General features: G+C 63.4%; 11 protein-coding genes. 3 read left to right on the top strand and 8 right to left on the bottom strand.

Translation table 11 applies throughout. The annotated features are described in order from the left end of the window. Positions 1-401 precede the first annotated feature (401 nt). Positions 402-1,340 (bottom strand): AraC family transcriptional regulator, encoded by a 939-nt coding sequence (locus tag ACWDKQ_RS24350; protein ID WP_450141066.1) that lies wholly within the window; start codon positions 1,338-1,340, stop codon positions 402-404. Between the two features lie 839 nt (positions 1,341-2,179). On the opposite strand from ACWDKQ_RS24350, the gene ACWDKQ_RS24345 reads away from it, so the two are divergent. Next, a complete protein-coding gene (locus ACWDKQ_RS24345; RefSeq protein WP_450141065.1) occupies positions 2,180-2,701 on the top strand; it encodes a hypothetical protein in 522 nt (173 codons plus the stop codon). Between the two features lie 31 nt (positions 2,702-2,732). Beyond that, positions 2,733-3,368 (top strand): LuxR C-terminal-related transcriptional regulator, encoded by a 636-nt coding sequence (locus tag ACWDKQ_RS24340; protein WP_450141064.1) that lies wholly within the window; start codon positions 2,733-2,735, stop codon positions 3,366-3,368. 117 nt (positions 3,369-3,485) lie between these two features. Here the strand turns inward: ACWDKQ_RS24340 and ACWDKQ_RS24335 are convergent, their stop codons facing one another. The 5 genes from ACWDKQ_RS24335 to ACWDKQ_RS24315 form a co-directional block, all read right to left on the bottom strand. Next, a complete protein-coding gene (locus ACWDKQ_RS24335) occupies positions 3,486-3,914 on the bottom strand; it encodes a cold-shock protein (protein ID WP_450141063.1) in 429 nt (142 codons plus the stop codon). A 443-nt stretch (positions 3,915-4,357) separates the two neighbouring features. Next, positions 4,358-4,531: a hypothetical protein gene (locus ACWDKQ_RS24330; RefSeq protein WP_450141062.1), complete on the bottom strand. Its 174-nt coding sequence runs from the start codon at positions 4,529-4,531 to the stop codon at positions 4,358-4,360. 14 nt (positions 4,532-4,545) lie between these two features. Next, a complete protein-coding gene (locus ACWDKQ_RS24325) occupies positions 4,546-4,785 on the bottom strand; it encodes an acyl carrier protein (RefSeq protein ID WP_450141061.1) in 240 nt (79 codons plus the stop codon). Between the two features lie 32 nt (positions 4,786-4,817). After that, positions 4,818-5,840: a beta-ketoacyl-ACP synthase III gene (locus ACWDKQ_RS24320; protein ID WP_450141060.1), complete on the bottom strand. Its 1,023-nt coding sequence runs from the start codon at positions 5,838-5,840 to the stop codon at positions 4,818-4,820. Positions 5,841-6,612: 772 nt separating this feature from the next. Continuing rightward, positions 6,613-9,318, bottom strand: a complete 2,706-nt coding sequence (locus tag ACWDKQ_RS24315; protein WP_450141059.1) for a DEAD/DEAH box helicase — start codon at positions 9,316-9,318, stop codon at positions 6,613-6,615. A gap of 272 nt (positions 9,319-9,590) precedes the next feature. Between ACWDKQ_RS24315 and ACWDKQ_RS24310 the strand changes: the two genes are divergently transcribed. Then, entirely contained in the window at positions 9,591-9,941 is a 351-nt protein-coding gene (locus ACWDKQ_RS24310) for a hypothetical protein (protein ID WP_450141058.1), read from the top strand. Between the two features lie 98 nt (positions 9,942-10,039). Here ACWDKQ_RS24310 and ACWDKQ_RS24305 read toward each other — a convergent pair whose 3' ends face one another. Then, the gene (locus ACWDKQ_RS24305; RefSeq protein WP_450141057.1) at positions 10,040-12,547 is read right to left on the bottom strand and encodes a hypothetical protein; all 2,508 of its coding nucleotides are present in this window, start codon (positions 12,545-12,547) and stop codon (positions 10,040-10,042) included. After that, the gene (locus ACWDKQ_RS24300) at positions 12,493-13,416 is read right to left on the bottom strand and encodes a WXG100-like domain-containing protein (protein ID WP_450141056.1); all 924 of its coding nucleotides are present in this window, start codon (positions 13,414-13,416) and stop codon (positions 12,493-12,495) included. The genes ACWDKQ_RS24305 and ACWDKQ_RS24300 overlap by 55 nt, the downstream gene beginning before the upstream one ends. Between the last annotated feature and the right edge of the window lie 139 nt (positions 13,417-13,555).

Below are 13,555 nucleotides of genomic sequence, written 5' to 3'. Positions count from 1 at the left end.
TGATGTTCGCGTTCGATCGCAGCGTGACGGCCATACCCAGCACTATACAGCGCCGAGCTATCTAACGTTGGCAGGATTACCGCTGGGCACGTCAGGATCGCACTTGACGTGCTAACCCCACGGATAAATCCGGGAGTCTGCGCACTACGTCTACCTGATCAAGGAGTGGGTCCCCGAAGCTGCACGTCTCGGGTGGTCAGCCTTCTCTATCCGGGCCGGGCGAGCGTGCCCGGAGTAGCGCGTTCGGCCGGCGGCCGGCAGGCACTGGCCGGGACTGGTCGTGCCGGGTGGATGCGCCAACTGTCCGACGAAAGTTGGCCGAGGTGGCAGGAGCGCTCACCCAGGGGCCGGCGGCGAACGGGTTCGGCACCGACATGTGACCTCTGGCGCCCGGGAGATCGTTAGTGGCGATGGTCTTTTGGCGTGTGGCCGAAGTGCTGGCGGAATGCCTTGGTGAAGGTATGGGCCGAGTTGAAGCCGGATTCGTAGGCGATTTGGGTGATGGTCTTGTGAACGTTGGCGGGGTTCTCGAGTTGTTGTTGCGCGCAGTGGAGTCGTTCTCGGCGAATGAGTTCGCTCGGGGTAGTTCCGACTTCGCGGAGAACGACTTGGATTTGTCGTTGCGACCAGCCGAGTGCGTGTGCGATGGATTCCGTGTTGAGTCCAGGGTCCCGTGCGTTGCCGCGAATGTGTTGGCGTATTTGGGTTTCGACCTCACGCGCGTGACTCGTCGGCGGTTGGGTATCGCCGAGGACGAGCAGGCAAACCAGGTCGGTGAGGTGTTGGCTTGCTCGGTCGAATTGGGTTGCAGTGAGGGTGTCGCGTTCGGCTTCGAGAGTGACGAGGCTGGTGTAAATGAGTCGCCCGAGACCGTGGGCGAGGTTCATTTCGGCGTTAAGGAGTGCGCCGCTGCCGAGACGGTGGTCGAGCTCGCGACGGGGCATGGTGAGGACCATGCCCCTCTGACGGGATCCGACGCAGAGATCGAACGGAGTGTTCATGGTGAACAGCGCGCCGGCGCCGGCGCCGAGAATACGCTGGTTGTCGGCGTAGCGTAACGCGAGCGAGCCGCGGGTGGTGATAACGAGTCTGCATCGCTCGTCAGGGTCGGTTTGAATATGGCGCTTGGTGCGCTGGACCCATTGCGGGGTGGAGACGCCCCAGGTCACGAGCTGGTAGGACTGGGTGCGTTGGCGGATTGCGCGGCCCTGGAAGTCGTCCGGCCGGAGGACTCGGCAGTTGAGGGTGCAATGGAAAGAGCTGATTCGCTCGCACCAGTATTCAATCCGGTCGGCGCGTGGCATGTCCGCTCTGGTGGTATCCACGGCGGTGGTGTCCACATGGTAAGTCGGTGGCATCGCGGCCTCGGGGTGTATCGGGGACGGATATCGGGGAGTCTAGGCCGTGTGGCATGGCATGACTAGACCGTTTAGTGGCGGCGACTCGCTCATAAGTTGGCGCGGGTCGGCGCCGCAATCGGCCGAATGGCCGCAATTGCGGGATGTCGGCTTAGGACACGGTCGGAGGACGAAGCCACCCGACGGAAAACCGGCCCGCGATGACGCAGGCGGCGCAGCCTGAGGAGGTGGACCCTCGGCCCGGGTGCAAGTCAGGCCGCGGTCCGGCGTGAGGACCGATCGGCCAAGCCCCGAATCACCGCATGACGGTGCGCCACTTGTACATTCGCCGCACGCGGTGAGCGCGTCTTTGCTGGACCGGGAGACGCCGAGTCGTGCGGCGATCCGGGCGGCCCGCCAACCGGCGACGAACCGTTCTACCATCAGCGAACGGGCATGAATGGCCAGTCAGGCGTCACCCAGCGCCATAGGACTCCTCCAGGAGCCTGTTGCATTTTAGGCGAAAACCCGCTGAACCAAAGTACCAAATCAGTCTCGATCTCCGGCGTTGGTCCGCGAGTGACCATCTCATCCGTGATCATTCGATCACCGTCCGTGGTGGTGTAATTTGGCAACAGGCTCCCAGCCGCAGCGTCGGTGCGTGAGTCAGAACACCCCCCCGCCCGGGAGGCCTTTCGCGATAAAGTAAACCGCCAAGCAGCCCTGAGAGCGCAGTCGTGCGCGTGCGGGCGGTTGTCGTGCGTTTCAAGGCGCAGCAACGACCCACACGCCCTCTTACAGTCGCCTTACCCTCACCACCAGGGACTCACGGAGAGGTAGGAATGGCAACGGACGCCTTGCTGTATCGATTAACGAGCGAGAAAGAACCGGATCCGCTCCGGCCGTATAACGAGCTACGGGAAACCGCGGGCGGGCGGGACAATCAGACTTTTAGCTCGGAGCATTTCTGGCATGGCGCGCCGAGTCAACACGATCTTGTTGATTCCGAGCATCGCCGGTCCGTTCGGAGGAGCTCGCAGCAGTTCATGCTCCACGACCCACCCGCGCATACGCGGATGCTCAGGGCGATGCAACCGGTGTTCACCGGGCGAGATTTCCGCTTCTGGTCACAGGCGCTTGCCGCGGCCCGCGATGCGGAGGGCAACCCGCTGCCGGACGGCGAGTTGCTCGGTTCGCTGGCCCCGTTTTTGACCGCGGGCAATGACACGACGGTAAACCTGCTCGGCAACGGGATGACGACGTTCCTGCTCGACCATCCGGAAGCGCTGCGCGCCGTGCTCGACGATCCTGGGAAGATCCCGGCTGGCCTACCTGCCGGAAAGACTGACCAAGCTTCCTGGTAGCGAGAGACACTCTGGCATTTCCAGAACGAGCATGACTGTGCAGGAAAAAACAATGGAAAAAATCCGCGTGGTCATTCACTCGCCGGATCACTTGACGCACTTGGGACTGACCAACTGCCTGTACGGAGACAAGCACATCGTCGAGACCAGGGGCGACAAAGCCGATGTTGCCGTGATCGTCATCGAAAACGCCGACATATCCACCATGAAAGAGCTGCAGCTGGTCAGGCCCGACGCCGCCACCCCCCTGCTCCTCGTCGTGGGCGGCCGGTGGCACGCCGACATCTCCGCTGCGGTAGAACAGGGTGTCCGCGGAGTCATGTGGCGCCGACATTTCTCCGCTAAGTCGTTCATCCAGGCCGTTCGTGCCGTCAGCAGCGGTGACGGGTACTTCCCCACCTCGTTGCAGGGCGCGCTCATCAAGCAAGTCGTGCACACCTACCGCGAAGTACTCGCACCGCAAGACTTGACCCCTTCTGGGTTCACCCACCGCGAAATAGATGTACTCCTCCTCGTCTCCGAAGGATTAGATCTCCAAAAAATAGCCGAGAAACTGCACTACTCAGAGCGCACTGTCAAGAACATCCTCTACCAGTTCATGAAGCGGCTCAAACTCCGCAACCGCGCTCACGCCGTCGCCTACGCAATCCGCTCAGGTCTCATCTAGCCGGGTACCACAGCCAGCCGCCCGGAAAGCGGAGCATCCGGGCGCATGTTTGTCGTGGAGCCCTGAGAGACCCAACTCGTGCGACCTTCTGCCCCGCTCATCCGTTCACGCAGCCTCCTACTCGACAATCCAGCCGTGCTTCGCCGCCAGTGCAACGAAATCCTCGCGAACCAGCTGAATCTGCTCAGCGGTCAGCCCCGGAAGTCGCTGGAGAAGTCGTTCAGTCACCTCGCTGCGCAGCTCATCCTCTGTGAGGACGTCGCACATTTCCTCCGCCTCCGTCGATGTCACGGTCGGCGAGCCGGCAGCCCCGGCGGCAAGCTTTGACTCATTGTGACCATTGACTTCCACGACATGGAGGTTGTACGCCTTTAATCCCCGTTGGCCCTCCACAACTTCGAACGTCACCCTGGTACCGATTGCGAGCGAACTCCAGCCACGCCCGAGCGAGTCTACGTGGAAGAACACATCTTCCTGAGACCCGCCGTCCTGAGCGATGAACCCGAACCCGCGCTCTTCGTCGAACCGAACAATGCGACCAGTCAACACTGGAAACCCTCAACCTCCCAAACACCGTTGCACTAAAATCTGCCAAAGACACGTCCACAACTCGACAACCGGCGCAGAAGCCTGCCCGAACAACTTCGAAACGATGCCCAGATTTCCCTTTCATCGCCCAGCCGGATCAGGTCTGCCTGATCGAGGGCGGATCCAGTCTTGACCTGAAACGCCGGGCACAGTGCGTGGCGGAAAGCAACGATGACGGCCGAAACACTGCGCGCTAACACTGCGCGCTCGCGGCGGCCAGCAGCGCGACCGATGAGTTGGAGCAGCAGCGTTGACCGAGCGACTCCGGACTCAGGTCAACGCGACATCGCATTCTGCACGCCCAAAATTCGTGAGCGAACTTGGCTCTCATCGATGGTTTCACCTGGTGAGGCAATCTAGGTGAACTCGCAGCCACCACGAGTGTCGGGCAAAGGGACCCACTACCAGCGTAGGCGACCACACGTTGCCGAGAACCAGAAGCGGGCAGGTGGCTGACCTTGCAAGCGATTCAAAATGCCGGTGGCCGCCGTCGTACAACCTTCGGCGACCTGCTTCCAGTTCTCCTCCACGCCGATCCCCGCGGGCGTGATGATCCCGAGGCCGGTGACCGCCACCGCGAATCCGGATATCAGGCGCTCACTCCCTTTTTCTCCAACGCATCGAGGATGTCAGCCAAGGTGGCCATTTTCTCCATCTCGGCATCGGAGACCTCAACCCCGAAATGCTGCTCGAGCAATTCACCCAGTTCCACCTGAGCCAATGAGTCGAGTCCCAGGTCGTCGAACGAGGCGTCGGGCCTCAGATTCGAGTTCTCGACATCGAACTCGCTCGTCAGCAATTCGCCGAGTCGGGTGTACAAATGGCTCATCGCGGTCTCCTTCTGAATTCAATGCGAAAAATTCACAGTGGACTGTCTACCGGAATGTTCGGCCACACCAAAACTGTGGAACCCCAGGACAATCCCGCCCCGAATGCGGTGATCAGCACCCTGTCTCCCGGGCGCAGCTCGCCGCCAGCGGCGGCGCTGGCCAGGACGAGCGGGATGGACGCCGATAGGGCGTTTCCGACTCGATCGATGTTGATCAGAACCCTCTGCGAAGCGATACCCAATCGTTGGGCGACGGAGGTGAGGATGCGGATGTTGGCCTGGTGTCCGACGAAGCGATCCACCTCCGCCACCGACCAGCCGGCACGATCGAGCACGGCAAGTGACGATTCCGTCATCCGGGAAATCGCCTGCTGATAGATCGCCCGTCCGGCCATCGACAGGTACCAGTCCTCGGTCGGCACCTCGCCGTGCCCGAGCCCGGTCGCGGACCGCTGCCGTGAGCCACCACCTTGGATGGCCAGCAGATCCGCTTGCGCGCCGTCGCTGCCCAGGTGGAACGGTCCGATCGCGCCCGGCTCCGCTGCGTTTCCGCGACGCAGGACCGCCGCCCCGGCTCCATCGCCGAAGATCGGCGCGGTGGCGCGATTCCCCGGGTCGATGAAGGTCGAGAACGCTTCGGCACCAATGAAAAGCACACTTTCTGCGATCCCGGCGCTGATGAGCCCGGCGCACGTGGCAAGGCCGTAGACGAAGCCACTGCACGCAGAGGTCAGGTCGTAAGCTGCGACAGGGCCGAGCCCAAGCCTCGACGCCACCTCCGGCGCTCCGGCCGGACAGATCCGATCTGGTGAGGTCGTCGCGACAACGACCGCATCGACCCCGGGCAACCCGGCTGCTTTCAGCGCTCGACCGCCGGCCTCCACCGCCAAGTCCACCGTCGCCACACCGTTCGCGACGGCCCGACGCTCCACAATGCCCGTGCGGCTTTCTATCCACTCCTCGGACGTGTCCAGCCTCGAGCACAAATCGTTATTCGTGACAACCGCAGGAGGCAACCACGCAGCCAACCCCGCGATAACAGCGCTGACTGCCATCCCGACCAACTCCGTTACTAAATGACTTGATGGTTCACGCAGGAGATGATGGAGCCTGTTCATGTTTTTGACGTGCGACTGAAAGAGGGTGGACGTGTGCGACTACAAATACATTCCTGAGGTTGGTTCTCGGCTCCACGCGAGCCTGAAGTTTATACATATGTGCGTGATCACCGAACCATATGGGGGCGCTTTTGGTCATCCATGTCTGCACGAAAGTACCTCCCGGCGTCAAACCTGTGAGCGCGGCGCCTCGGCAACTCTGGACCGCTGCGACCGACGACAATGTGGGTGTCTGGAACCGCACGAGACCAAACCCCAGATTGAGGACTTCGCGGACTCCTCCGAAGCCGCACGCGTTGCCGGCATAAATCCGTCAAGCGGCTGCCCGAAATGGCCGACGATGATGCCTGGACAACCCTTGCTGCCGGTGCTGCGGCTCGGCCAGTATTGCTCCGGTCAGCTCGTAGCACGCGGCCCGATTGCTCCTCCTGTCGCACGTCCCCCTCGGCAGGAGGAGACCCCGCGGGGGCCGAGCAGCAACCCCGTAACCTAGCCGGCCCTCGCGGGAGCCCCAACCGCAAACGCATCGCATGGCAGCTGCCTCGCTCGGTTACTTCTCGAGCGCATCGATGTAGGTCGGGACTTTTCCCGCACCCAAGCTGCTGGTTCGGGGCGAGGTGGCCAAACGCGCTTGCGGGCAGCCCCATCGCTTTAGTGCCTGTGGCAGCCTCTTCCGCGCGGGCACACCTGACGCGGGGCTGCACTGAGGTTACTGATCGCAGCCGTGCTTGATGCCCGAATAGGCGGCGAGCCAGCCCGTGGCGCAGTGGTCACCGCGCCGTGTGAACAGGGCGATATCAGCGTGCTCCTCGGAAGTGTCCGGCAAAGCGGGTAATACTGCTTGGCCTGTGTGCAGCATCGCGGTTGCTCGCTTCGTCCCCGCCCAGGTGGTGGCGATCGATCCGACGGGGCCTTTCGCTCTGCCCGTGCCACTTTCCAAGCAGAGGACGGCTCCGGTAGCACGCTCGCGCAGCAGCGCTACGTAATCGTCTTGTTCGAGGCGGCAGCCTTGCGGTCGGCTGGTGGATTCCCAGTCCGGCCTTGTGATTCCGCGTGCGGTGGCGGCTTCCCACAGTTTCGGGACCGCGTCTTCGGCGTGCAGCGGTGTTGCGATCTGTTCGCACATCCACAGCAATCTGCCGGCTCCTCGTGGCGGTTGGCAGCGCCGCCAGCGGATGCGCCTGCTCAGATCGGCAGCGACGATCGCACACCACGGATGGAGGGTGCGGAGATATCCTTGTGTGCCCAGCCAGTGCAGGTATCGCGGTGCTTCTTCGAGTACCGGGTACATGGTCGGGTATGGGATGCCACCGATCTGCCGAGCGCGGGCGTGAAACGCGGAAGGCGTGTTCGCGGCGGTGAGCAGCGTTGCTTTCGCCAGATCGCCGGGCGCGTAACGTCCCTGCCCGGTTCCGTCTGGGCGAACGTCGCCGTGGAGCCGTCCGTTCGACTCGAGCAGTCGCAGGACCGTGGCTTTCAGGTCTTCGCTGATCGAGGCCTGGGCGAGTTTCGGAACAATTGTGGATAACGCCCCGATGAGAACTTGCTCGGCATCTTCGGCATCGGCAGGCACCGGCTCGCCGGCGAGCGCTTCGCGGAGTTCATGCCCGACCGTAGTCGACACCATGATGCGCGCGGTGACCGTGCCGAGTTCGGTTGGTGCGAGCGCGATGTCGTCGTCGGGGGTGCAGGTGGCGCTCAGATAGCTGCCTTCCACGAGGAAGTCGACGGCATGTCGGAGTGGGGCAAGACTGTGGCTGCCCTGGTGGTGAGCGAGCGTCTGCACCCACCACTGCTCGGCCTCCCGGAGCGAGCGGATTCGTTGTTGCACCGCTTCGGCGAGGATGTGGTCGGGAAGGTTCGACTGGATCTGCGAATCCACCTTGTGGCCTCGGCTCAGCCGGGCCTGCCAGTGCGGCCGTTCGGTTTCGTTGACGATCAGGAAAGCCCAGCCTTGGTTTTCGCCGGTGCCCACGCGTCCCGCTCGACCGAACATCTGCTGCACGGTGGCGACATCGATGTTGTTCAAACCGACCTGTGTATCGCGCACGACCACCGCGCGGGCCGGCAGGTTCACCCCGGCCGCAACCGTCGAGGTCGCCACGAGCACGTCGAGGTCGCGTTGCCGGAAGCCTCGTTCGTCGTCTTGTCTGTGATCCCAACCCTTGTAATGCAAGCCGACCCGCGCCTGCCGGCATGCGGTGTGGAGCCGGTCGAGGTCGTCCGGGTGAACGCCATCGATGTGCGCTCCGCGGCTGCCTGCGATGATCAGCGCGGTTTGGCGAACACCTCGCTTGCTGCCGCAGAACACGAGCACGCTTCCGCCGTCCGAAGTGATGAGACCGGTCAGGGAACTGGCCAATCGGGTGCGGGCGGCCTCGCTCTGACTCCAGTCCGAATGCGCCGAGATGGTGGGAAGCTGCCAGGTCAACCGGCTTGGCCGCCACACCGTGCGCACCAGCTCGGCGTGCAGCCAGTCTGCGATTTGTCCCGCGTTGGATACGGTCGCCGACAAACCCACGATCCGCGTCCGCGCGTCGCCGTCTCTGACTCGGGCGAGCAGAGCTTCGAGAACCGAGCCCCGGGTTGGGTCCCCGAGCAAGTGGATCTCGTCGACGATAAGACAACCCACCTCCCCCAGCGCTTCCCGGAACGACGAGGCGCGACAGATCGCTTCGAACTTCTCAGTGGTGGCGACCCAGATGTCGGCATCGCGTACCCGTTGGATATCGACGCTATACTCACCGGAGAGCCGCTCCACCCGCAGCCCGCCCTGGCGCCACGCGTCGAGTTCCTGGTTCAGCTCGTCGGTGAGGGATCGTTGCGGCACCAACCATGCGGCTTTGCGCCCGTGCTCCTTGATCGCGCGCAGGGCCGCCATCATCCCGATCACTGTCTTTCCAGTGCCGGTAGGCGCGACGACGACTACGTTCTCCTCGCCGTGCAGAATGTGCGGCGCTGCCTCGGATTGCGCTGGGTTGAGCATCCTGTGGGGCAGGAAACCAAGCCAGTCCGATGGCACGAGTTCACTCGCAGGCTTGGACGTGACCGGCTCGGAATCGATCGGCGCGTGGATGTTCCAAAGTAGATCGAAGGTATCGCGGGCCGCCGACGCCGCCGGGCCGAACGCGCTCGGGAAAAACCTCGGTGTTGCACGAATCAAGTGGCATTCACCGGTGGTGACAGCCAACCGGCCGTTGTGCGCGAGGGTGCTGATGGTGTCCTGTTCCACGAGGTACCGCGCTGTCCGAACCGGAATACCCTCGACGAGCAACTTTTCCTGAAGTGTGGCAAATTCGGCATGTTCGGGAAGCATGACCCGGACGTCGACTCCCGGCGGATGATCCGGAATCGACGCATCCGGGTCGGTGATCTTCATCCAATGCAGCGGCGCGGAGTCGGCGGCTAAGGACATTGCCGAACATGTCCTCCCCGGCTAGCAGCGACTTCTTGATCGCCGGCCACGTTACCGCATGCCCAGTGGTGCCGAGCCATGTCTCGGTAGTCCGGATGCCAACGTGCGTCGGTGCCCGGAACCGACGGTGCGAACAGCCTGGCCGAGTGCCTTCTCGCAAACCCACGACTACCACGAGCCTTCTGGTGCATGTGATCGCGGTGTAGAGCAAGTTCCTGGTGGTCAGTGGGGTTACCCGGGATGTTCGCTGCCCGGGGGGCTAAGGATCGTCAGTGCCCGAGATGCCTGGTCAACGCCTGGAACTGTCGGTCGTTGCCGCCGGTACCGACGTTTCCCGCCGAGCCGAACGCCCCGCCGGCCACGCGCGAGTTGCGGGAGCTGGTGCGCGCCACCGCGCGAAGCTGGTCGCGCTGCGCAGTGGTTGCCAGGCCAGCGTGCTCGCTGTGCTGGCCAAGCAGGGCTTAAACATCCCGGTATCGGATCTGTTCGGGGTGCACGGCCGAGCACAACTGGCCATTGTTGCCATGGACGCCGCGTACCGAGCCCGGGTGGGCAGCCTGCGCTCTGAGATCGAGGGGCCTCGATGTCGAGAGCAACACTTCTACCGGTCCGCTGGCCGATGAGCAGGCCGCACACCCCGGCTATCGGGCGATCCGGCAGATTCCCGTGGTAGCGCCGGTGCTGGCCCGGCCGGATTCGAAGCGTGCTTCGGGCCGAGTGCTCACACCACCGGAGGAGCGTCTTTGTTCCCGCGATAACCCTCGTGCCGGAAAAACTTAACAAGGGAAACCCCGGACAGAGAATTCGAATCTTCCTCGTACTCATACCACCCAATAATATCGTCGGCCCTGATATTACGATAAAGGATTTCCCGCTCCCACGGAACCCAATAATCCTTATCCTGCGCTTTCAGGGTTTCCAGCACGGAGATCCCGGTAACCGGCGGGTCGATCACGTAGCGGTAAGGAAGCTTCTTGTGATGATAATTCGAATCCTCGGTCGTCGACACATATTGGTCGCGGGATGTCGCATAGGTGTGATCGTAGATGGTCGTTATCCTGTCGTCACCGCCGGTAAAGCCATTCTTCGTGACGTCCGCGGGAACCCGGTCCGTGGCCTTGAACACACGTTCGCGGGAAACCTCCACGATACTGCTCCGGTCGCTTTCCGCGACCCATGCCAAGTCGACTCCCGACGGCTTGGTGCTACCTGCTCCGGCGCGGATGCGTAGACTATTGCCTTGCGTGCCGAGCTTTTCCGCCAGCGTCTCGGAGAGTTCGCCGGCCCGGGCATGGTTTTCACGGCTGCGGTCGGGGTGCTGGGCGGCGACCAACGCCACCACATCCGCCAAGGGCACACGGGCATCCTGGCGAGCCAAATTATGGACATCGTGCGTGTACAACACAATGCCCCTGGCCGCCACAACATCGCTGGGTGCCGCCACCGCCTTGGCACGCTCGATCTCCGCGCGCAGATCCGACTCCGACCAATCCGCCGCCCGCACCAGGCGCTCCTGCGCGGCATCCGCCTCGAGTGTGGCCGTGGCCAGTGTCATGGGTTGGTCGCCCACGACACCCGATGGCGTCTCCCGGCTTGGCATCTCGCCGGAGGTCACCGTTTCCGCCGTTGGAACGGCGGTGGATGCGTTCGCCAATGTCCCCAGATCGCCGCGCTGCTCGGCCGTCTGCTTCGATGCCGTCCTCCGCCGCGGCTCGCCCACCGGTTTGGGGCGAGACCCGTCCGCGCGGAACCGCATCCATCTCGGGCCACGCTCGCCGTGCCCCGGAACCAACGCGATAACATCGCCGCCCAGTGTCCTTGCCAGATTCGAAACCTGGCCCCGAGATAGCACCACGCCGGAATTCGGGTCGACCTCGGATACCAGTAACACCGGCGTCGTAGGAGTATCACCAACGCTACTGCGCACCAGCACCGCCGACACACCAATGGAAGCCGCCTCGGCGGGCACGGGCACCAGCACTGTGCCCGGAGGCAAACCCGACAGTCCCGCAAACCCGGCATCCGGCGTGGGCGAGGCCTGCGATTCATCCACAGGCAGCAGCGGCTCGCCATCCGAAAGGTGCGAATCCTTATGATGCATCACGACAACGTCCGAATGTTCTGTGGACACAACATGGCCGCTCGCGCCTGCTGGCGACGACTCGACGTGCGCACCCGGGATCACCTGGTCTTCCAGCGCTTTTGATCGACCTCCCAAGAACACCGACGAGTCCAACGACTCCGGCCCATGACCATCGGGACGATGCGAAACCTCGTGTCTGACACCCGGGCCCGCAGTGGAGTCCGCGCCGAAATCGACACCACGGCGGGTCGTGTCACCCAACGGCTGCGCATGGCCGCCGAATACCGGCCCACCTTTCGGGTCCGCAAGGGAAGCAGGCGCGGTGGCCTTCGGCTGGGCAGCATCAGAAGGCAGACCGGGTGCACGAGGCGTTTCCGCCGATTGACCTTGCACGCGTGCACCGGGCTCCGCTAGCTGTGCCTGGTCACCGGACCCACTTGGAACATCCGCACCAGACACGCCATAGACGGCCTGATACGTGCCGACGATGGGGCTGTAGGCCGGATGCGGCGTCGCCGCACGATTCCGCTCGAACTGCTGCGTCGTGGTCGTATACGGCGGCGGTGGCGTACCCGGCCGGGCCTGCCCGAAACCCGCCGCGATCCACGGGGTCGTCGCATCGCCGTCATGCCGTGACACCGGCCTCATGCTCTGCCCGATGCTTTCCGGCTCCCCCAGCACGGATTCTTCGCCACGCTCACCCACCAGTGCGTTCGAATCACCAAAAATTCCAGCCTTTCCGGCCTCTACACCCCTCAACTCGCCCGGTGCCGAGAAGGCAGAATCCACATCAGACGCACTCGACACCCTTGAGGCGTCTGACACCTCGGGCAACTCGGATGGCCTGCCGAGGTCCGGGGACCCAGGAGCATCGCCTGTCTGCGACTCGGAACCCTTCTCCAGCAGCAGGGACTCCTTTCGCCCTGCCGCATCACCATTCGCACTGCCCTTACCGCTGTGGCCGGTGTCGTTTAGGTATGGGCTCGGGCCTTCCGGCACCAGCTTGCCCCGCAACGCCAAGCCCGCCACTGTGCCCACACCACTGGACACTGACTCGAAGAAGCCCGCTGTCACCGAGAACGGATTCCACGTCACCACCTGTCCCGTCGCCGACTGATACCCCACCTCCCCGAACAACTCCGACAACGCGTTCTCCAACGCCTCCCCACGCCACGCCCGAACCGCGCCGACCACATGCCCCGCACCGACATCCCCGCATAAATATCCAGACTCTTGCCCACCACGTCGGCGAAGCGCGCCATCGCCGACACCGGATACTTCTCCGCGTGCTCGGCCACCGCTTTCTTTGCCGCCGCCTCCAGGATCTTCTCGTCCACCTCATCGCCGAGCCCCCGCACCAGCACCTTCGTCAACGCGTTGCTCACCAGTCCGCCTACCGCCGACAACGGCAGCGACACCAACGCCGAAAACGCCCCCATCCCCGCCGACTGCTCACTGAGCTTCCCGTCCCACTTCTGGGCCGATTTCTCACCCAGCATCTGCACCTGGGCCTGCAGATCCGGCACCACGTTGAACGCCACACCACCGGCCGCCGCCATCGCCAACCGCATGAACAACTGACCCCACCACCGCGACAACAAAAACCGCATCACCGCCATCCGCGCCGCCAGCCACGCCATCGACCCACCACCGGTCGCCCCCGCCCAATACACCGCCCACGCCATCTCCAACAATAAAATTTCCAAACTATGGATCGTCACCAGCTTCAAATACCGCACCTGCCGCGCCAGATCCCGCACGAACACCGCCAACTCCCGCAACTCCCTCTCACCCGAGGCCAGCAGCCCATCAAAAACTTCCAAACCCCCCGCGAATCGGTCCGCCGCCTTTCCTGAAAACTCCGTCCGCACCTTCGCCACCAACTCCGCCACCAACCCGCCCATCTCCCCGACCCCCGCCGCACCCGACTCCAACGCATCCGCCACCGCGAACAACACACCCTCATCCGCATCCGTCATATCCTCACCGGTCAGCACCTGAAAAAGCCGCCTCACCCCCTCCGACACCATGATCGAAGAAAACAAACAATCACCCACCCCAACAATTCTGTCGCCTATTCGCTAGTTATTCGGCAAGGGTGAGATCGAACCTGGCGAGGTTGCTGGCGCGTGTCCGGCCGGTTCGGACCGCTGG

The organism is Saccharopolyspora sp. NPDC000995 (assembly GCF_053599315.1).
The sequence above is the reverse complement of the archived record's forward strand: the minus strand, read 5'-3'. Positions and strand labels throughout refer to the sequence as shown.

What these genes read in the sequence shown, in the direction of transcription:
- ACWDKQ_RS24325 (WP_450141061.1), bottom strand. Translation starts at nt 4,785, where the DNA reads ATGAGCCATTTGTACACCCGACTCGGCGAATTGCTGACGAGCGAGTTC.
- ACWDKQ_RS24320 (WP_450141060.1), bottom strand. Translation starts at nt 5,840, where the DNA reads ATGGCAGTCAGCGCTGTTATCGCGGGGTTGGCTGCGTGGTTGCCTCCT.
- ACWDKQ_RS24340 (WP_450141064.1), top strand. Translation starts at nt 2,733, where the DNA reads ATGACTGTGCAGGAAAAAACAATGGAAAAAATCCGCGTGGTCATTCAC.
- ACWDKQ_RS24345 (WP_450141065.1), top strand. Translation starts at nt 2,180, where the DNA reads ATGGCAACGGACGCCTTGCTGTATCGATTAACGAGCGAGAAAGAACCG.
- ACWDKQ_RS24315 (WP_450141059.1), bottom strand. Translation starts at nt 9,318, where the DNA reads ATGTCCTTAGCCGCCGACTCCGCGCCGCTGCATTGGATGAAGATCACC.